Below are 20,358 nucleotides of genomic sequence, written 5' to 3'. Positions count from 1 at the left end.
AATTGTTTTTTGCTCTACAAACATAGAATAAAAAAATGAATTCTACAAATGTAGAGTTAAAGATTCTTTATTATTTCACTAAATTTGTAGTAAAAACTATAAAACTTAATTATGAAAAAGGTCTTATTTATACTTAGTGTACTGCTGTTTGCTTCATGTGCATCTAAAAAATTTAAAGAAAAATGGTTAGAGAAAGAAGCACCTGCAACTTTTAAAGCTCGTTTTGAAACTACCCAAGGTAATTTTGATATTGAAGCTGTTAGAGAATGGTCTCCAGCTGGTGTAGATCGATTATATCAACTAATTACTAATAATTATTATGAAGATGTTTCCATTTTTAGAGTAGTGCCAAAATTTGTAGCTCAATTTGGTATTCATAATGATACTTTAATTAATAATGCATGGGGTGAAAGAGGCATAAAGGATGAACCTGTCTTGCAAAAAAATGATTCTATGACCATCGCTTTTGCTAGAGGTGGAGTAGAAACAAGATCGAATCAGATATTTATCAATTTAAAAAATAACTATAGGTTAGATAAATTGGCATATTCTGGAGTTACCGGTTTTCCTGTAATTGCTAAAGTGATTGATGGCCAAGAAAATGTTTTAAAATTTTATGGTGGTTATGGAGATAAGTTAGGCTATAAACAAGATTCTGTTGCAAAATTTGGGAACAAATTTTTGAGAGAAAAATATCCGAAAGTAGATTATATTAAGAAAGCATATATTTTAAAAAAATAGCGAATGAAAACCTTCATTATAAGCTTATTGCTTTTAATTACACTGCAAAGTTTCTCACAAGAAAAGTTTGAAAAAGAGTATAGAGTCAATAAAACGCTTATACCACAAAAATCTTTGAGTTTTATAGATGCTCTTCATTTTAAAAAGAAAATAAAATGGTATGTTGAAGAGAGTAATGAGGGTAAAACCTATGAAGCTAAAACATGTTATTTAAAACACTTATATAGTCTAGAATTTTCTAGTAAAGGTGATATTTTAGATGTTGAAAAAAAGGTAAAATTTAAAGAATTACCAGCTTTAGTTCAGCAAAATATAAATGATAAACTTTCTGAGAAATTCAAGAAATTTAAGTTTAAAAAAATACAGATTCAATATAAAGGTTCTGAGCAACAATTGATTAATTTTTTAAAATTAGAAGACAATAATCAAGATTTGAAAACTTCTTACGAGATTGTGGTAAAAGGCAAAATAGAGAACAATTATAAGCTTTATGAGATTTTACTAAATGTGAAAGGTGATGTTTTAAAAATGCTAGAATTCAAAGCTATAAATTCAATTAACCTAGAGTTTTAATGCCTTTTAAGAATCGTTATTTTATAATTTGCTTTTTAGTTTCTCTTTCAGCTTTTTCACAGAACACGCTTAATAGTGGTTTGTTGCCAAAGATTGTATTGTCTGCAGATATTTCAGATAAAACAAAGTCCATCAATACCATCGAATCACGATTCGTAATTGATGAAGAATATGAAAATATCAGCTATAATTTGGTTGATATGTCAAGTATTTTATCAATCAAAACAGGTTTAAACCAGTCTTTTAATTTCGGGTATCTACTTCGTTTGAGAAATTCAGAAACAATACACAGAACTTTTCAGCATTATAATATTATTCAGCAACAACTTACCTACAAGTTAGCACATAGATTTGCTTTTGAGCAGTTTTATCAAGAAGGATTTAGCCCTGAATTTAGAACGAGATATAGAATAGGTTTTCAAAAGGCATTAAATGGAGAAATATTAGATGTGAAAGAATTTTACGTAAAAATAGCGAATGAATATTTGTATGATTTTACAGATCTTGAAATACGATTAACACCATATTTAGGATATCAAATGACCAGGAAAAATAAGCTAGAAGTTGGCCTAGATTATAGGTTGAGTAATTTTATAAATGATTGTGGAGAAAATGATCTTTGGTTTAGAGCAACTTGGTATATTTCTATAAACTAAAAAAGCAGCTACAAATTTGTAGCTGCTTTTTTAATACTGTTTAGGATTTTTATTTAAGCTTAAAAGTAACTTTTCTTGCAAATTGTCTTGCATCTTCTGTTACAGATTTATCTTCTCCTCCTCCATAATATGATAATCTAGCTGGGCTAATTCCTGCTGCAACTAAAACATCAAATACTCTTTTAGCTCTATTTTGAGATAATGTTTTATTTCTTTCTTCAGAACCAGTTTCATCTGCATAACCAATTAATTCTGCATTAACTGTAGGATTATCGATTAAGAATTGCTTTAAGTAATTTACAGAATTTAAAGAACCATCTTGAATTCTAGTTTTGTTAACATCAAAATAAACGTTGATGTAACCACTGTTTAATAATTGTCTAATGAAATCAACGTTAGAACCAGTAACTACATTTGCGTATTTATCTGCTTCATCTTTTCTAACATACCTTTCATCTAACTCAGTCATAATTAATTCTTGGTTAGGTGTAGCTGCTAATTCTTTGTTCTTTAGAACTTCTATTTCTTTCTCTGCAGCAGCTAGTCTATTTTTAATTTCTTCTAATTCATCATTTACAACTACTTCTTCCATAAAGTAAGAATCTGCTAATTGCTTGTTTTTGCCCAATGCAAAACTTAAACCTAAAGAAGTATTAAACAAACTAATGTTAGATTCTCTTGGACTTAAATTTGGCCCACCATCAAAATTGTCATCTTGATAAAAGTGAATTAAAGAAGAAAAATCTAAAAATAAAGACATTCTATTATTGATTCTAAATTGAGGAGTAATTCCAAAGTTCAAAGCCATCATAGGGTCACCTCCATTATCTGTAGGTTCAGTAATATTTAAAGAAGCTGCACCAACACCACCATGCATCATTAAGTTAAAACGATTTGTCCAGGTATGAAATTTTAAAACATCACCCATATTTACTACTCCTTCTAAAGAAGCTCTGTAGTAATTAGATTTAAATGGTAAGGCTGCTTCATCTTGAAAACTGCTATATCCTAAATCTAAACGTAAACCAAAACGATTGTTAAGCATGTATCTAATACCTAAACTTCCTTGTCCAAATAAAGATGGGTTGTAACCAGGGCTTAAACTAGCACCAACTGTATGTATACCAGCACCTAAATCTATGGCCCAATGATCGTATTTATCTTTAGAGTTTTGTGCACTTAACGTAAAAACGCAACTCAATAATAATGTTATAGATAAAATTTGTGTAATTGTTTTCTTCATGTTTCTTAATTTACAATGTAAAATTAGTAATATTTTTTAACTCAACTCAGTAAAATACTTATAAAAGTAAGGAATAGTTTCAATTCCTTTTAAATAATTCCAAACGCCAAAATGTTCATTTGGAGAGTGTATTGCATCTGAATTAAGACCAAACCCCATTAAAATGGTTTTACTTTTTAAATACTCTTCAAACAACGCTACAATTGGTATGCTACCTCCACTTCTTTGTGGGATAGGTGTTTTGCCAAATGTAGTTTGATAAGCTTTACTTGCTGCTTGATAGGCAATATTGTTAATAGGAGTTACGTAACCTTGACCTCCATGATGTGGTGTAACTTTTACAGAAACTGCTTTTGGAGCTATACTTTCAAAGTGTTTCACGAATAATTCTGTAATTTCTTTCCAATCTTGATTTGGCACTAATCGCATTGAAATTTTAGCATAAGCTTTAGAAGCAATTACTGTTTTTGCGCCTTCACCTGTGTAACCACCCCAAATTCCGTTAACGTCTAAAGTAGGTCTTATTGAATTACGTTCGTTTGTAGAATATCCTTCTTCACCATAAACATCACCTATTTTAATTGCATCTTTATATTCCTCTAAATTAAAAGGAGCTTTCGCCATTTCTGCTCTTTCTTCTTGCGATAAATCTTCTACTTTATCGTAAAATCCAGGAATTGTAATGTGATTGTTGTCATCATGCAATGAAGCAATCATTTTTGTTAAAATATTTATAGGATTTGCAACTGCACCACCATATAAACCAGAATGTAAATCTCTGTTTGGGCCAGTAACTTCCACTTCTACATAACTCAAACCACGCAGACCTGTAGTGATAGATGGTATATCATTTGCAATCATACCAGTATCTGAAATTAAGATTACATCGTTTTTTAATTTTTCTACATTTCTAGGTACAAACCAAGACAAACTTTCTGAACCAACCTCTTCTTCACCTTCAATCATAAATTTAACGTTACAAGGTAAGTTACCAGTATTTGTCATGTATTCTAAAGCTTTTACATGCATATACATTTGCCCTTTATCATCACAAGAACCACGTGCAAAAATTGCACCTTCAGGATGAATTTCGGTTTTCTTAATAACCGGTTCAAAAGGTGGTGAATGCCATAAAGCTATAGGGTCTGCTGGTTGCACATCATAATGACCATAGACCAACACAGTTGGTAATTTATCATCTATTATTTTCTCACCATAAATTATGGGATAACCAGGCGTTTCACAAGATTCAACTTTATCACATCCTGCTTTTTTTAAGCTATCCATAACAAAATCGGCAGTGAGTAAAACTTGTTTTTCGTAGGCTTTATCTGCACTAATTGATGGAATTTTTAAAAGTGCAATAAGTTCATCTAAAAATCGCTGTTTGTTCTCTTGTATATATGTATTTACGCTATTCATGTAACTTTTTTATAATTCTTATTCAAAAATAGAAAAATTATAATGAACGCTTTGTAGTTTCTGTTCTTTGTTTATCTTTGCAAACCAAAATGCGAGCGTGGTGGAATTGGTAGACACGCTAGACTTAGGATCTAGTGCCGAAAGGTGTGAGAGTTCGAGTCTCTCCGCTCGTACTTTAAAAGCTTCTCTTTGTGAGAAGCTTTTTTATTTCTGAATGTTTTGGATTATCTTGTTGCAAAATAGCAATATGAAAGCGATAGTTTGTACCAAATTCGGATTACCAAATACTCTTAAATTTATTGAAAAAGAAAACCCTCAGTCTAAAGAAGATGAAGTTTTAGTAGAGGTAAAAGCGTGTAGCGTTAATTTTCCTGATACGTTAATTATACAAGGAAAATATCAGTTTAGACCAGATTTTCCATTTTCGCCTGGAAGTGATATTGCAGGAGTAGTAGCAGAAGTAGGTAATAGTGTAAAGCATTTAAAAAAAGGTGATGAAGTTGTTGGATTTATTCCTTTTGGCGGTTTTGCAGAAAAAGCGGTTGTAAAAGCTAAAGATTGTTTTGCTAAACCTAAGGGGATGTCTATGGTTAATGCTTCTGCATTTTTATTAGCTTACGGTACTTCTTATCATGCATTAAAAGATAGAGCAGACTTACAGAAAGATGAAACAGTACTTATTTTAGGAGCTTCTGGTGGAGTAGGCTTAACTGCTTTAGAGTTGGCAAAATTAATGGGAGCCAAAGTAATTGCAGCTGCAAGTTCGGATGAAAAACTCGCTTTATGTAAAGATTTTGGTGCAGATGAAATTATTAATTATAATAAAGAAAATTTAAAAGAGCGCGTAAATGAATTAACAAAAGGTAAGGGTGTAGATGTAATCTATGATCCTGTTGGAGGTAATTTTTCTGAACAAGCTCTAAGAGCTATTGCTTGGAAAGGTAGACATTTGGTCATTGGTTTTGCAAATGGCGAAATTCCTAAAATTCCGATTAATTTAACGTTGTTAAAAGGGGCTAGTATCGTAGGTGTTTTTTGGGGTGCTTTTGCTCAAAAAGAACCAAAAAAGAGCTTAGAAAATATTCGTGAATTACTACAATGGTTTGCTCAAGGTAAATTAAAACCACATATAGATAAGGTTTATTCTTTAGAGAACGCTCCAAAAGCTTTGGAAGCAATGATGAACAGAGAAACTAAGGGAAAAATTGTTATAAATATGACAATTTAATTACTACTTAATTCAATTTCTGTAACTGAATTAGATTCGCAAACATTATTAATAAGTTCATTGCTTTTAACAATAAACTTAAATTTCTTGCCTACATAATAATTGGCTTGGTGATCAAAGTGTTTGAATAATAGTGTATCCTTATCTTTTATTGTAACCGCTTTTTCATCAATATCTGTAAAAAAATACAAGTCACCTTCATTACCATCAAAAATGGCATACTTGATTGTATTAGTACTTTTAATTTTAGAAGTTTCTAAATGGTTTGAAGTAGTAATAAACAATAGTAAAGAGCCAATAAATGTGGTTATGTATTTCATGATTTTAGTCTAAAGATGCAATTTGATCTATCATTTGAATGTTATTATCTATAATTGGCAAAATCTCTTCAGTTAAGTCTAATACCTTGTCATTTTTAGATTTGTTATTTAGTTTGGTAACTAATTCTTTTTGTTTTTTGACTTTGGTATCTATTCTATTGAATTCAAAATTTACCTTTTCTTTATTGATATTTAAATTATCTATTCTTTCTTGAACATTTGAGGGCACAGTAATCATTAAAGAAGGAGCAATAGTTTTAATTTCTGATAAAATTTCTTTTTGCTGTTCTTTTAAATTGGCTATAGCGTCCTTTTTAGTTTGATTTACATCTGCATTTTCAACAACGTTGCAAATGCCAATAACTTCTATAGCTGTTGTGCTCGTTGTTACTAAAAGATTTGCTTGTTCTTTATCTAGTGCTATTCGCTCTTTTGATTCTATAGCAGATTTGGTTTGTTCATCGTCTTTGTTCACAATAAAGTTACAAGAACAAATAACTAAAATGGTAATAACTATTAAAATTAAATGTTGCTTTCTACTAATCCTTTGCATAATTCTATTCTTTATACAAAGATTGAAATTTATTGATTTTAATGTGTTACAAAATTTTCTGAATCAGTTATAAAATTCCCACAAATCGTTATACAATTTTAAGAAATAGGTAAATACACTGTAAAAGTGGCTCCTTCACCAGAAACGCCATCAGCAAAAATATAGCCATCATGATTTTCAATAATTTTTTTACAGATAGATAAACCAATACCTGTTCCTGAATAATCACTTTTGTTATGCAATCTATTAAAGAGTACAAAAATTTGCTCTGCATATTCATTGCTAAAGCCAATTCCATTGTCTGTAAACTCTAACTTATGATAAAACTCTTTTTTGGGCTTCACTAGTTTATCATCTTCTAAAGCATTAATGCGTTCGTACGTAATTTTAATTTTTGGCTCTGTACCTTTACTTTGGTATTTTATGGAGTTACCAATAAGATTTAAAAATAATTGCTGAATTTGAAAAGGAATTACATCCATTACAGGAAAATTATCTGCGACAATTTCAGCATTAGATTCAGAAATTGCTTCAGCTAAATCTTGTTTTGCATTTTCTAAAAGAAGGTTAATGTTAGAGGTTACAAAATTCTTTTCTATTTTATTTGTTCTCGAAAATTGAAGTAAATCATCTATTAACAAACGCATTCTTGTTGCTGCATTTTGTATTCTAGAAATATATAATGTACCTTTTTCTGATAGATTGTTTTCTTCTGTATCTACTAATCTCGATAAGAAGGTTTGAATTTTACGCAAAGGTTCTTGTAAATCATGACTAGCAACATGATTAAATGCAGATAATTCTTTGTTGTTTCTTTCTAATTCTGCATTTCTTTCCTCTAACAACTTTATACCTTCAATCTCGTCAGTAACATCTGTTGTGGTTCCTAAAAGTTTACGAGTACCATCTAATTCTATAGTTTGGCCATAAGCCTTAAGGTATCTTATATTACCACTTTTCTGAATAATTCTATAATGTATAAAGGGTAGATGTTCATTTTCTAACATTTTAGCAACATCTTCTTGCAGTTTTTCCAAATCATCTGGATGCACAAAAGACATAAAATTTTCTGTTGTAGGCTCAAAAGATTGGGGTTGTTCACCTAATAATCGATAAAGATTATCTGAATAATCATAAGTGCCTTTTTCTATATGATACACCCAATTTCCATGCCTACTTATAATTTCTGCTTGGTTGGTAGACTCTTTAAAAATTTCTAATTCTTGGTTGGTTCTTTTTAAATCTTTAACATCTTTTGCGGTTTTAAAATAGGCTATTAACACCAAGGCTAAAGAGAGTAGAATTAGTGCGAATAAGAATACTGGTGTTAGGTTTAAACTACTTTTGTAGGCTTTTTGTCTGTAACTTAATTGCGCTCTTTCTAAGGCAATCATTGATGCAATTTTATCACGAATGGCATCCATCATATGTTTACCTTCCAGAAAAACTTCAGCAAAATCTTCAGTTTTAAGGCTATCAAAAAGTATGAATGTGGCAGATTTATCAAAATTAGCCATTCTATTATCAATAAGTTTGCTTAATGCAACTAGGTTTTCTTGTTGAACTTTGTCGTTTCTAGTAAGTTCTTTAAGCTCAGCAAAAGTGTTATTTATTTTTTCTCTACCACTAAAAAAAGGTTCTAAGTACAAAGAATCTGTGGTTAAAATGTAACCTCTTTGGCCTGTTTCTGCATCTTTTAAATAAGATAAAATTTGCTCTAATTCTACATTTAACTTATAGGTATGAACTACTAAGTCTGTAGCATCAGATAAGTTTTTGGTGGTTTTATAGGTAATACCACCAACTATAGCTATAATAAGAAGTGCAGCAAAAAATGAAGCTTGAACAAATAAAACAGATTTTTTCTTAGTATTTACCTCCATTTTTAAAGTCTTAATAAAAAGTTATCCTTGTTTAAACCATTGGTGTGATATTGCCAATTTATGGTTACAATTTCCGATAGCACTTTCTTTAATTTTTTAAAATCGTTTGGCTTTTTTATATAAATATTGGCGCCTAAAACAAAGGTATTTTCAACATCTTCTTCTGAAGATGAGGTAGAATAAATGGCAACTGCAATGTCTTTAAATCGATCATTGGCTCTAATTTCTTTTAGGCAATCCATACCCGATTTTCGGGGCATATTTAAATCTAAAAACAGAATTTCGGGAAGAGTAATATCTGCAGAATTTAAATGATCCATCAAATAAACACCATCATTAAATGTATTTACTTTGGTTGTAATTTTTAATTCTTCAAAGGCATCTGTAAAAAATAATCTATCATCTTCATCATCATCTGCCAAAATAACTTTAATGTAATTATCATTCATAATTTTAACTGTTCAATTCTTTCCTCTTCTTAATAATTCTTTGAAAAGAAGAAGGGGTTATACCTGTTGTTTTTTTGAATTGTGTGCTTAAATGAGCAACACTAGAATAATTTAGTTTAAAGGCAATTTCGGTTAAACTTAAATTACCTTTTAGAATAAGCTGTTTTGTATATTCTATTTTTTGGAGGATGATAAAATTTTCTATAGAAGTGTATGTTACTTCAGAAAATAAATTGGCTAAATAGCCATAGCTATGATCTAGTTTTTCGGCAAGATATACAGAGCTTTTTACGTTTACTGTATTTTCTTCATTAAAAACCATGTCTACTATAGCATCTTTAATTTTTTGTACTAAGATACTTTTTTGGTTTTGAACCACTTCTATTCCATACTCATCTAATTTGTTAGATAACTGCTGAGCAACTTCTTCAGTAAGTGGTTTTGCCAAATCTACTTCACCAAAACCAACCATTTTGTGCTCTATATTAATATCATTTAGTACATTTTCTAAAACAGTAGTACAAACTTTATTGATATCGAACTTTACAAATACCTTCATTTTGCTGAATTAAGATCTTTTTAGTTTTTATTGCAATATAATTATCTTTATTTAATAAATATATTTGTTACTCCAAACAATCGTTAAATAACATATAAATTTTAGCCATACCTTTTTTAAATGAAAGACAACACTACTTTTTACAAAACCATAAAAAAGAATAGAATTGCGTTAAAAGACTTATTGCAGAATGAGAATTTGTTTAGTAGTGTGCCCAAAAACTGGCATATTGTAGTAACAGATGTTCAAAATTCTACATTAGCAGTTGCTAATGGTAAACACAATGATGTAAATTTAACAGCTACAGGAAGTATTATTACAGTTTTAAATAAAATTAAAAAACTGGATGCCGAAGTTAGAATTCCATATTTCTTTGGTGGTGATGGAGCTACTTTTATTGTGCCACCATCTATTATTTTAGAAGTTCTAAAAGTACTAACAGACTATTGTATACATATTAAAAACACTTTAGATCTAGATTTAAGAGTGGGTTCTCTAGAAGTAGAAGAGGTTTATAAAAACGATTTTACACTAAGAATTTCAAAACTAAAAGTGAATGATTTTTTAACCACACCTGTTATTCTAGGTAATGGATTAAAATTTGCTGAATCTAAAATTAAACAACAATTTGAAGGGAATAACCTACCAGATCAAGAGAAGTTATTGATTGATTTAAAAGGAATGGAATGTAGATGGGATGAAATTTATCCGTCAGCAAACTCAAAAAGAATAGCCTGTTTATTAATTAGTGCTACTAGTGAAACCAAGCAAGCAGAAATTTTTAATCAAATTATAAACGAGATCGATTATATTTTTGGTGACTTGCATCAAAGAAACCCAATAACCATTCAAAGACTAAAGTTAAAGCCAACTCTAAAGAAAATTAAAAAAGAAATGTATACCAGAATTGGAGTGTATAAATCTGGTTATTTAATGAATAATTGGTTAATTACTTTTTTTGGGCAGTATTACTTTAAGTTTTTTAATTCGGGTAAAAGTTACTTGTACAAGGTTACCCAATTGTCTGACACTATTATGTTAGATGGTTCTATAAATACCGTAATTTCTGGAGATGATAGACAGTTTGCAAAGCTTAAAACCTTTTTAGATAGCTTAGAATTAAGTGGTAAAATTATTTATGGCTTGCATAAAACATATGCATCTATTTTATCTTGTTATGTAGAGGATAGAGATAGGAAACATATACACTTTGTAGATGGTACAGAAGGTGGTTATACAACAGCCTCTATTGAGTATAAGACTAAAATAAAAAAACAATACATATCTAAATTTTAGTATGTATTGTCAATGTGCTTTTTAGCAGGGGGAAACTAAAGTGCGGTTTGTGGGGTTTTCTATGCGAATTTATTTTTAGGGGGATTTATTTATTTTTATGAATTAGGCAGAAATTGCAACTAATCTGTTTTTCTTTTTATATGAACTTGGTGTACAGTTATATTTTTCTTTAAATATTTTAGAAAAATAACTTCTACTACTAAATCCTAAACTGTAAACAATTTCAGAAACACTCAAGTCTGTTGTAGAAATTAACTCTTCAGATTTTTTTAATCTTACAGATTTTACATAATCACAGATGGTTAAACCATGTAATAATTTAAAACCTTCTTGTAATTTAGCAGCTGTTAAACCAGCTTTCTTCTCTAATTCAGAAATTTGTAAGTTGGTATCGTAGTAATTTTGAATGTAATCTGATATTTCTTTTACCTGAGCCATTTCATTTTTAGTTAATGAAGCAGATCTTAAATCGGTATTTCTAATGTCTTTATTATGTTGTGCAATTTCTAAAGCCAATACAACGTTTACCAATCCATTAATTAGTAAAGTTCTTACAATACCTTTGTTTTTTACACTATCTATTTGTTTAATAGTTTCTGCAATTTTTAAGTTGTGAGATCCACAATAGAAAAAGTCAGATGTTTTATCTTTAATAAATAAAGTGTTTAATTTATTGTTCGTTTTAGACTCAAATAATGTATTTACATTAATTAATGTACACTTTACATTTTCGTCTTTTTTAAACGTTAATTCGTTTGTTGTAGATTTAATATTAGAAATAATAGAAGTTTGGTACGCCTCAATTTTATGATTCTCGTTTTTGTTTCCAAAATTATGAGAAATAGAACCATCTCCACAATAAGCAAAGGTTACAAACTGTTCTGTTTTATTTTGTAATGTAATTTTTACATCCTCATTACAAGCTAAGTCAAACTCTAAGAAAGTAATTCCGTTTTCTAACTCAATTCCTCTAATAATACCAGAACCTATTTTATTGTTTAGGGTAAACTCAACTTCTCTATATCTTTTTGAAATGTCTCCTCCGAATTCAGTTTGTAAAGTTTCGAAGATTGACTTTTTATCTGCTAAATTCAAATGTATAGTTTTCATGTGATATTGATTTTTAAGGTTAGGTTATTGTGTTTCTTAATTACACTGCAAAGTAACAACCGAACTCAAGTTTTTTCATTACACAATTTTTTAGATCTGTTATAAGATTTCAATTTTTGTGTTATATTTTATCAATATTTAGAAGATTTGTTAAGGATTTAGTGGTTTTAGTATTTATTTAATATTAAAATTTTGATTTATAAAAACCTGTTTTTTAACTAATTAAGACTTCTTTTTTAGCACTATCTCTTCAAAATCATCAGTTTTGTCAGTATTCAAAAATAAATGTTCAGCTTCTTTTGGAGGTATAGTTAGTTTTCTTTTTTGTAAATCTATCCAAGCACCATATACTTTTATGATAGCAGATAGTTGACCAGCTTCATTAAAAACTTCATGCGTAATTTTCCAACGTTCATTATTTTTTGACAAGCCAGAAAGTTTCATGTTTACAGTTATATTTTCACCTAAATGAATTTCTTTTCTAAAAGAAGTGTATTCTTCGAAAAGAATAGGTCCAATATTATGTTTGGTAAATTCCTCTATCGAAAAGTTTTGAGCAGAGAAATATCTAATTCTTACTTCTGCAGCATATTCATTATAAGCTGTGTGACGCATATGTCTGTTTGGATCAAAATCCGACCATTTTGTGGCAAAGTTTACGTTGTATGTCATAATTGTAAAATTAAAAAACCTGATGCGTTTTAAACACATCAGGCCTATTTATTTCTTATAATATAAAGTCTTAATTTTTAATGCTTTCTGATTGCTCTCTAAGTTTCAACTCGCTTAAAACATTTAAAGCTTCAGAAATATACATGTCTTTAGATAAATTTTTGTGCCAAGCAATTCTTTTATCGGCTAAATCTTTATCATTCTTAAAAAGATCTTTTTCATATTTAGGAGAAGTAAAGGTTAAGTTCGATTTATAATCAAAAACCGATTTAAATTTATCAGCTTCTTTTTCCTTTAATTCATTCTCTGCAAAAAAGCGTTTGTAGTTTAAAGAAAAAGAAGTGTCATCTTGATTTTCTTTTAACCATTTTGCATACTCATTAACCATTTTAAAGTTTTCGCTATTTGCAATTCTTTGTTTACTGTTGTAAACTACATCATTAAAGTTTGCATACGTATTTGTTTGAGTATATTTTGCTTGTGGAACTTTGTCCCAATTTAAAGCGCCATCTAAATCACGTTCGCCATATTTCATGTAGCTCAATCTACTTGGCATAGCAATATCTGAATAAACACCTTCTTTCTGTGTAGATCCACCATTAACTCTATAAAATTTTTGAATGGTCATTTTTAAGTACCCTAAATCTTTTTCGTATTTAGGATAAAACTGATTGATAGGTAATATATTCTGTACAGTACCTTTTCCATAAGTTTGGTTACCTCCTAAAATAACACCTCTTTTATAATCTTGCATTGCAGCTGCAAAAATTTCTGAGGCTGATGCAGAAAACTCGTTTACTAAAACAACTACAGCTCCATCCCATTGAACTGTTGGGTCTATATCTTCTTTAACTATAGGATTTTCTCCTCTGTATTTTACTTGAACAATAGGTCCCTTATCAATGAATAAACCAGAAATCTCAATGGCTGTTTTTAAAGAACCACCACCATTGTTTCTTAAATCTACAATTAAACCAGAAACACCTTCCGCTTTTAAGCGCTCAATTTCTTTTTCCATGTCTTTTGCAGAATCTCTGTAATTATTATCAGAAAAGTCGATGTAAAAACTTGGTAAGTCTATAATTGCATATTTTTTGCCATTTTTTTCTACAATACTAGATTTTACAAAAGTTTCGTCTAATTGTACAACATCTCTAATTATTGAAATAACTTGAATAGAACCATCAATTTTTTTCTTTACTGTTAGTTGTACTTCTGTACCTTTTTTACCTTTTATAAATTTAATGGCATCGTCTAAACGCATACCAACTATATCTAATGGTTCTTCATCTCCCTGTGCAACTTTTAAAATAATATCTCCAGGCTCTAAATCTCCTTGTTTAGATGCTGGGCCACCTGCAACCAATTCAGATACATGTGTGTAAATTCCTTTTTTCTGTAAACGAGCTCCTATACCTTCTAGTTTTCCAGAGATATTTTGGTCAAAACGTTCTTTAATATCTGGATCCATGTAAGTTGTATGAGGATCAAATGCGCCAACTACAGAGTTTAAGAAAGTAGAAAACCAATCATCGTTTTCTAGTTCTTCTATTCTTATGTAAAGCTCTTCCATATTTTTTAGAACTTCTGCTCTTGCTTCTTTTTCTAAAGTTTTAAAAGATTTTACAGGATAGTTTTTATCCTTTTCTAATTTGTTTTTCTGAATTGCAGTTTGTTCTTGAATTCTGCTTAATGTTTGTAACTTTAATTGCTTTCTCCAATAATCAATTAATTCATTATCATTTTTTGCAAAAGGTAAATTCTTGTAATCTAAATCTATGGTTTCGTTTTTATCAAAATTAAATGGCTGAGCCAATAAATCTTCATAATATGATTTTGCATTTTTAATTTTTTCTAAAAATCTACCATACACCAATTTGTAAAACGTTAAATCATCTCTTAAAAGCTGATTGTCTATTTGATATTTGTATTTCGAAAATTCTTTGATGTCTTTTTGCGTAAAGTAACGTTTGCTGCTGTCTAATCCTTCTAAAAAACTATTGTAAACATGCTCCGAAAAATCATCGTTCATTTCTTTAACTACAAAATGGCCACGTGTTAAAATATTCTTTAAAACATATACTAGAACTTTATCTTTCTCAGGATCATTTGTAGCATTGATCTCTGCTGAGTTTGTAGAGAAAGTATTAATTAGTAATAAAAATGCTAAAAGGGTAGTGCTAATTTTAAAATTCGTCTTCATAAATCTTCTGTCGTTATTTGTCTCTAATAATTACTTGGTACTATTTGCTAATCTACTAAAATAATGCCAAATTTTTTATCTGTAGGTTTACTTATTGATAATCAACCTAAAGCTATACAATGTTACCAATTTTAGGCCATTTTTATTCTTTACAAAATGTTAAAAAGAAAATAACTTAAAATAAATTACATTTGTATTTAAAACGATAAGAATGCAAGAGAAACCTTTAATTTTAGTAACAAATGATGATGGAATTACGGCTCCAGGAATAAGAGCTTTAATTAAAATTATGAATAAAATTGGAGAGGTAGTTGTTGTGGCTCCTGATAGTCCACAAAGTGGTATGGGGCATGCAATTACTGTAGACAATGTGTTAACTTGTAATCCTATTACTATTGATGATGGCCCTCAATTAGAATATACTTGTTCTGGAACTCCAGCAGATTGTGTAAAAATGGCCATCAGCGAAATTTTAAATAAAAAGCCAGATTTATGTGTTTCTGGTATAAACCATGGAGCAAATTCATCTATAAACGTAATTTATTCAGGTACTATGAGTGCTGCAATTGAAGCAGGTATAGAAGGTGTACCAGCTATTGGTTTTTCTTTGCTAGATTTTAAATGGCATGCAGATTTTAAACCAGCAGAAGATTTTGTTAAAAACATTACTTTAAATACTTTGTTAAATGGTTTGCCTGAAGGTGTTGTTTTAAATGTAAATATTCCAAATTTAAAGAAGGAAGAAATAAAAGGTACCAAGATTTGTAGGCAAGCTATGGGTGTTTGGAAAGAGGATTTTGACAAACGAAAAAGCCCTTTTGGTAAAGAATATTACTGGCTTTCTGGAGAGTTTGTCAATAGAGATAAAGGTCAAGATACAGATGTTTATGCTTTAGAAAATGGTTACATATCTATTGTGCCTGTTCAGTTCGATTTAACTGCACATCATATGATTCAAAAATTAAACTCTTGGGAACTGTAAAAAAAGAAATTCTTATAGGTGTTTTAGTTGCCTTAGCAGCTACAGCTGCAGGATGTTATTTATATATTGAATATTTCTCTAATGTAGCTTTTTCAGAAACTTTACAGTTAATAGAAGAAGGTGATTTGTATGGTAAAATATTGTCTATAGGTGCTATTCCTAATCTGTTTGTTTTCTTTATTTTTATTAAAAAAAATCAAGATAATAGAGCAAAAGGTGTTTTATTAACTTGTATTCTAATTGCATTATTTACCCTAATTCTAAAGTTCGTATAATGAAATACTACATTATTGCAGGTGAAGCTTCAGGAGATTTGCATGGTTCTAATTTAATGAAAGCCATTTACAAAGAAGATGCAGATGCAGATATTCGTTTTTGGGGTGGAGATTTAATGCAGAAAGCAGGAGGTTTTTTAGTAAGCCATTATAAAGAGAGAGCTTTTATGGGCTTTTTCGAGGTTTTAAAGAATTTAAACAAGGTATTAGTATTTATAGAATTTTGTAAGAAGGATATTGAAGAATTTCAACCAGATGTAATTGTTTTTATAGACAATTCTGGTTTTAATTTAAGAATTGCAAAATGGGCAAAGAAAAAAGGTTTTTTAACCAATTATTATATTTCTCCTCAAGTTTGGGCTAGTAGAGCAACAAGAGTAAAAAGTATAAAGAGAGATGTAGACAATATGTTTGTGATACTACCTTTCGAAAGAGATTTTTATAAGAAATTCGATTATGAAGTTACCTTTGTTGGGCACCCATTAATTGATGCAATTGCAGGCAGAAAACAAGTAAGTGAGTTCGAATTTAGAAAAGAACATAATTTAGGAGATAAGCCCATCATTGCCTTATTGCCTGGAAGTAGAAAGCAAGAAATTACTAAAAAACTAAATGTAATGCTTTCTTTAGTAGATGATTTTAAAGAATATACCTTTGTTATTGCAGGTGCTCCCAGCCAAGATTTTTCCTTTTATAAAAATATTATTGGTTCTAGAGAAGTTCGTTTTATAGATAATAAAACCTATGATTTATTAAGTGTTTCTTATGCAGCATTGGTAGCTTCTGGTACAGCAACTTTAGAAACAGCACTTTTTAAAGTGCCACAAGTAGTTTGTTATAAGGGTGGTTTTATTTCTTATCAAATTGCTAAAAGAATTATCACATTAAAATTCATTTCTTTAGTTAATTTAATAATGGATAGAGAAGTGGTGAAAGAACTAATTCAAAACGATTTAACAAAATCTAATTTAAAAAAGGAATTAACAAAGATTCTAGATGAGCAGCATCGTGAACAAATGTTTCTAGATTATTTTGACTTAGAAAAAAAATTAGGAGGTAAAGGTGCATCAGCCAAAACCGCTAAATTAATTATAGAAAATATAAAAGCCAAATCTTGATTAAAAAGCTAACTTTTTCTTTTTTATTACTACTAATTTTGAGCAGCTGTTCTTCTTCGAAAAGTACAGTTAGCGCAACTAAAAATAAAGGAAAAAAGGCTGATAGAATTGTAGCAAACGCCTTAAAATATAAAGGGGTAAAATATAAATTTGGGGGCACTACCAAAAAAGGTATGGATTGCTCAGGAATTGTATTTGTTGCTTTTGGTAAAGAGAATATAAAATTACCACGTGTTTCTAAAAACATGGCAAAAACCGGTAAAAAAGTAGCTTTAAAAAAAGCTAAAAAAGGTGATTTGATATTTTTTAAAACGCGTAAAAACTATAAAAATATTAATCATGTTGGCCTTATTGTTTCTGCAAAAAAGGGTCAAATACAATTTATACATTCTACGTCTTCTAGAGGTGTAATTGTTTCTTCTTTATCTCAAAAATATTGGAGAAAAGCCTTTGTAAAAATCAACAGAATACTTTAAAACTTTTTATTAAAAATTAGTATCTTTAAATCGCTATGAAAAAGGTACTTACCTATTTACCCTTGCATTTTGCTATGCAAGTTATTTTAGGAATCCTTTGTCAATTTTATTTTAATATTTGGCAATTTGGTTTTCTAAAAATCGGATTTTTATTTCTTATGCTTTTGCTTTTATTATTGATAAAGCAAAAGGTTTTGCGAACGCTTGTAAGTTTTTTATTGTTCTATTTTATTGGTGTGTCATCAGTTTATTTGAACAATGATTTAAACTACAGCAATCATTACAGTAAACAGGTTAATTATCAAAAACTTTCTTTTTTTAAAATAACTAAAGTTCTAAAACCAAACGATTATTATCATAAATACGAAGCAAAGGTTATTAAAAATGATACGAGTGTAACTTGTGGCAAAGTTCTACTGAATATTGCAAAGAACCATACTTTAATAGAACATTCAATTGACAACATTTTAATAGCGAAACCTGAATTTCAAGAGGTTTCTAAGCCATCAAATCCTTATCAATTTAATTACAAAAAGTATCTTATTAAACAAGGTATTCATCAGCATATATATTTAAAGGAAAATGAATATTTAGTTCAAAAAGGTACACAGAATACCATGATTGGTTATTCAGATGAATTCAGAAATAGGGTTGATGTCGCTTTAAAAAAGTACAATTTTAAACCTGATGAATTGGCTGTAATTAATGCGCTACTTTTAGGTAAAAGAGTTCATATTTCTAAAGAATTATTAGAAGATTATGCAAATGCAGGCGCTATTCACATCTTAGCAGTTTCTGGTTTGCATGTAGGTATAATGCTACTTATTTTAAATATTCTTTTAAAACCTTTAGAACAATTAAAAAAGGGTAAAATTTTAAAAACTGTTTTAATCGTAATTTTTCTTTGGATGTTTGCTTTTATTGCAGGGCTTTCAGCTAGCGTTGTTAGAGCAGTTACTATGTTTACTTTTTTAGCAATAGGAATGTTCTTTAATAGAAAAAACATTGTTTTATTCTCTTTAATTTCATCGTTGTTTTTATTGTTAATTTTTAAACCCATGTTTTTGCTTGATGTAGGGTTTCAAATGAGTTATTTGGCTGTTTTTGGTATTGTAATTCTACAACCCAAGTTTTATAAATTATGGCAGCCTAAAAATATTTTATTTGATAAATTATGGCAACTAACTACGGTTTCTTTAGCAGCGCAAATAGGGGTGTTGCCTTTAAGTTTATTTTACTTTCATCAATTTCCAGGTTTATTCATTTTATCAAATTTGATTATTGTACCTTTTTTGGGCTTGATTCTAATAGGCGGAATTCTTATTATTTTACTGGCATTATTGAATATTTTACCTCAATTCTTGGCAGATGTTTATGGTTTAATAATTTCGTCGATGAACAACTTTGTAAGTTGGATTTCTAAACAAGAAGATTTTCTATTCACAGAAATATCACTTTCATTTAAAGCGATGCTCTCTATTTATTTAGTGATTGCTTTTGGTATTTATTTCTTTACAAATCAAAAGGCAAAATCATTAGTGTACTTTTTATTTTCTGTTTTACTATTACAAGGATTGGTTTTGTTTGAAAATTATCAAACAGAAAACAAGGAAGAATTTATTGTTTTTCATAAGTCTAGAAATTCCATTTTTGGCGAAAGAAATGGCACTGCCTTCACAATTCATCATGACTTAGATCCAGTGAAAGTAAAATTAGCAAATGCAATAAAATCTTATAAAATTAATGAGGATATAGACGTTAAATATCAAAACGATATTTCAAATATTTATCAATTTAAACATCAGAAAATTTTAGAAATTGATAGTTTAGGCGTGTTTGATTTAGACGGTTTTAAGAATCAAATTGTACTATTGAAACAATCTCCTAAAATTAATTTAGAACGTCTTATAAATAAGTTAGAACCAAAGCAAATTGTAGCAGATGGTTCTAATTATAAAAGTTATGTGCAAAGATGGAAAACTACTTCAAAAGAACTGAAGATCCCTTTTCATGATACTTCTAGAAATGGCGCTTTTATTCTAAAAAATTAACGTTTTAAATTGCTCTTAAAGTCCTTTTCAAAATCTGCCCATTCTTGATCTTTATATGCTTCAGTATTAAAATAGGCTAATATTTTCTCAAACCTTTCTACAGTTAAATAACCAGGTATTTTTTGAAGTACTTGTTCTTTTTCTGTCATGAAAATTGTTGTTGGATAAGAGAATTGACCATCCATCAAAGCAGCAGATAATTCATGAAATTTAGATCTACCTTTACCTTTCAATTTAAAAGTATATCCTTTGTAATTAATATCCTCTTTACCTTCACCATCTAACTTAATAGCATAGAAATTCTTATTAATGTAGTTTGCAATTGTAGCATTGGCATACGTTTCTTTGTCCATTTTTTTACAGTAACTACACCAATCTGTATAGACATCTATTAAAATTAGTTTTGGATTTTCTTTGTTTAATTCTATGGCCTTTTCAAAAGACAACCAATTAATTTTTTCTTGAGCATTGCTAGTAAAACTAACAAATGTAAAAGCGATTAAAACAAGTAATTTTTTCATAATTATTTATTTGCAAATGATGTGCCA

21 protein-coding genes and 1 tRNA gene are annotated in these 20,358 nt (G+C 29.3%); 11 read left to right on the top strand and 11 right to left on the bottom strand.

The window, feature by feature from the left end; all coding sequences use genetic code 11:
* The first annotated feature begins 111 nt into the window (after positions 1 to 111).
* Genes MED152_RS06355 through MED152_RS06345 form a run of 3 tightly spaced genes read left to right on the top strand, consistent with a single transcriptional unit; the run spans position 112 to position 1,970 of the window.
* On the top strand, positions 112 to 741 hold the full coding sequence (locus MED152_RS06355; RefSeq protein ID WP_015481033.1) for a peptidylprolyl isomerase: 630 nt from the start codon (positions 112 to 114) through the stop codon (positions 739 to 741).
* 3 nt (positions 742 to 744) lie between these two features.
* The gene (locus MED152_RS06350; protein ID WP_015481032.1) at positions 745 to 1,314 is read left to right on the top strand and encodes a hypothetical protein; all 570 of its coding nucleotides are present in this window, start codon (positions 745 to 747) and stop codon (positions 1,312 to 1,314) included.
* Positions 1,314 to 1,970: a DUF2490 domain-containing protein gene (locus MED152_RS06345; RefSeq protein WP_015481031.1), complete on the top strand. Its 657-nt coding sequence runs from the start codon at positions 1,314 to 1,316 to the stop codon at positions 1,968 to 1,970. The genes MED152_RS06350 and MED152_RS06345 overlap by 1 nt, the downstream gene beginning before the upstream one ends.
* A 49-nt stretch (positions 1,971 to 2,019) precedes the next feature.
* On the opposite strand, the gene MED152_RS06340 is transcribed toward MED152_RS06345, so the two are convergent.
* Both MED152_RS06340 and MED152_RS06335 read right to left on the bottom strand, forming a co-directional pair.
* Entirely contained in the window at positions 2,020 to 3,213 is a 1,194-nt protein-coding gene (locus MED152_RS06340) for an OmpA family protein (protein ID WP_015481030.1), read from the bottom strand.
* Between the two features lie 36 nt (positions 3,214 to 3,249).
* A complete protein-coding gene (locus MED152_RS06335; protein WP_015481029.1) occupies positions 3,250 to 4,635 on the bottom strand; it encodes a dipeptidase in 1,386 nt (461 codons plus the stop codon).
* Positions 4,636 to 4,726: 91 nt separating this feature from the next.
* Between MED152_RS06335 and MED152_RS06330 the strand changes: the two genes are divergently transcribed.
* Positions 4,727 to 4,808: transfer RNA gene (locus MED152_RS06330), tRNA-Leu, on the top strand.
* A gap of 74 nt (positions 4,809 to 4,882) precedes the next feature.
* Complete coding sequence (locus MED152_RS06325) at positions 4,883 to 5,863, top strand: NADPH:quinone oxidoreductase family protein (RefSeq protein WP_015481028.1); 981 nt, start codon at positions 4,883 to 4,885, stop codon at positions 5,861 to 5,863.
* Here MED152_RS06325 and MED152_RS06320 read toward each other — a convergent pair.
* From MED152_RS06320 to MED152_RS06300, 5 genes are all read right to left on the bottom strand, one after another.
* Positions 5,860 to 6,183, bottom strand: coding sequence for a hypothetical protein (locus MED152_RS06320; RefSeq protein ID WP_015481027.1), 324 nt, complete (start codon positions 6,181 to 6,183; stop codon positions 5,860 to 5,862). The two genes, MED152_RS06325 and MED152_RS06320, sit on opposite strands and share 4 nt — an antisense overlap.
* 4 nt (positions 6,184 to 6,187) lie before the next feature.
* Positions 6,188 to 6,736 carry a hypothetical protein gene (locus MED152_RS06315; protein ID WP_015481026.1) on the bottom strand — a complete coding sequence of 183 codons (549 nt, stop codon included), beginning with the start codon at positions 6,734 to 6,736 and terminating at the stop codon, positions 6,188 to 6,190.
* A gap of 98 nt (positions 6,737 to 6,834) precedes the next feature.
* Complete coding sequence (locus MED152_RS06310; protein ID WP_015481025.1) at positions 6,835 to 8,619, bottom strand: CHASE3 domain-containing protein; 1,785 nt, start codon at positions 8,617 to 8,619, stop codon at positions 6,835 to 6,837.
* Between the two features lie 2 nt (positions 8,620 to 8,621).
* Entirely contained in the window at positions 8,622 to 9,068 is a 447-nt protein-coding gene (locus MED152_RS06305) for a response regulator (protein WP_015481024.1), read from the bottom strand.
* A gap of 4 nt (positions 9,069 to 9,072) precedes the next feature.
* Positions 9,073 to 9,627 carry an AraC family transcriptional regulator gene (locus MED152_RS06300; protein WP_015481023.1) on the bottom strand — a complete coding sequence of 185 codons (555 nt, stop codon included), beginning with the start codon at positions 9,625 to 9,627 and terminating at the stop codon, positions 9,073 to 9,075.
* 120 nt (positions 9,628 to 9,747) lie between these two features.
* Between MED152_RS06300 and MED152_RS06295 the strand changes: the two genes are divergently transcribed.
* Positions 9,748 to 10,923 carry a DUF3095 domain-containing protein gene (locus MED152_RS06295; protein ID WP_015481022.1) on the top strand — a complete coding sequence of 392 codons (1,176 nt, stop codon included), beginning with the start codon at positions 9,748 to 9,750 and terminating at the stop codon, positions 10,921 to 10,923.
* 102 nt (positions 10,924 to 11,025) lie between these two features.
* Here the strand turns inward: MED152_RS06295 and MED152_RS06290 are convergent, their stop codons facing one another.
* From MED152_RS06290 to MED152_RS06280, 3 genes are all read right to left on the bottom strand, one after another.
* The gene (locus tag MED152_RS06290; RefSeq protein ID WP_015481021.1) at positions 11,026 to 12,033 is read right to left on the bottom strand and encodes an AraC family transcriptional regulator; all 1,008 of its coding nucleotides are present in this window, start codon (positions 12,031 to 12,033) and stop codon (positions 11,026 to 11,028) included.
* 222 nt (positions 12,034 to 12,255) lie between these two features.
* Entirely contained in the window at positions 12,256 to 12,705 is a 450-nt protein-coding gene (locus MED152_RS06285; RefSeq protein WP_041383426.1) for a thioesterase family protein, read from the bottom strand.
* Positions 12,706 to 12,775: 70 nt separating this feature from the next.
* Positions 12,776 to 14,908 (bottom strand): carboxy terminal-processing peptidase, encoded by a 2,133-nt coding sequence (locus MED152_RS06280; RefSeq protein ID WP_015481019.1) that lies wholly within the window; start codon positions 14,906 to 14,908, stop codon positions 12,776 to 12,778.
* A gap of 211 nt (positions 14,909 to 15,119) precedes the next feature.
* On the opposite strand from MED152_RS06280, the gene surE reads away from it, so the two are divergent.
* The 5 genes from surE to MED152_RS06255 are packed head-to-tail and all read left to right on the top strand — an operon-like array spanning position 15,120 to position 19,810.
* Entirely contained in the window at positions 15,120 to 15,890 is a 771-nt protein-coding gene (gene surE / locus MED152_RS06275; RefSeq protein WP_015481018.1) for a 5'/3'-nucleotidase SurE, read from the top strand.
* The gene (locus MED152_RS06270) at positions 15,878 to 16,165 is read left to right on the top strand and encodes a hypothetical protein (RefSeq protein ID WP_015481017.1); all 288 of its coding nucleotides are present in this window, start codon (positions 15,878 to 15,880) and stop codon (positions 16,163 to 16,165) included. The genes surE and MED152_RS06270 overlap by 13 nt, the downstream gene beginning before the upstream one ends.
* Complete coding sequence (gene lpxB / locus MED152_RS06265; protein WP_015481016.1) at positions 16,165 to 17,283, top strand: lipid-A-disaccharide synthase; 1,119 nt, start codon at positions 16,165 to 16,167, stop codon at positions 17,281 to 17,283. The genes MED152_RS06270 and lpxB overlap by 1 nt, the downstream gene beginning before the upstream one ends.
* A 38-nt stretch (positions 17,284 to 17,321) precedes the next feature.
* Positions 17,322 to 17,759, top strand: coding sequence for a C40 family peptidase (locus MED152_RS06260; protein ID WP_238559167.1), 438 nt, complete (start codon positions 17,322 to 17,324; stop codon positions 17,757 to 17,759).
* A gap of 35 nt (positions 17,760 to 17,794) precedes the next feature.
* On the top strand, positions 17,795 to 19,810 hold the full coding sequence (locus tag MED152_RS06255) for a ComEC/Rec2 family competence protein (RefSeq protein WP_015481014.1): 2,016 nt from the start codon (positions 17,795 to 17,797) through the stop codon (positions 19,808 to 19,810).
* On the opposite strand, the gene MED152_RS06250 is transcribed toward MED152_RS06255, so the two are convergent.
* A complete protein-coding gene (locus tag MED152_RS06250) occupies positions 19,807 to 20,331 on the bottom strand; it encodes a DUF255 domain-containing protein (RefSeq protein WP_015481013.1) in 525 nt (174 codons plus the stop codon). The genes MED152_RS06255 and MED152_RS06250 overlap by 4 nt on opposite strands.
* Positions 20,332 to 20,358: the final 27 nt, after the last annotated feature.

This window comes from Polaribacter sp. MED152 (genome assembly GCF_000152945.2).
Lineage (GTDB): Bacteria > Bacteroidota > Bacteroidia > Flavobacteriales > Flavobacteriaceae > Polaribacter.
The sequence above is the reverse complement of the archived record's forward strand: the minus strand, read 5'-3'. Positions and strand labels throughout refer to the sequence as shown.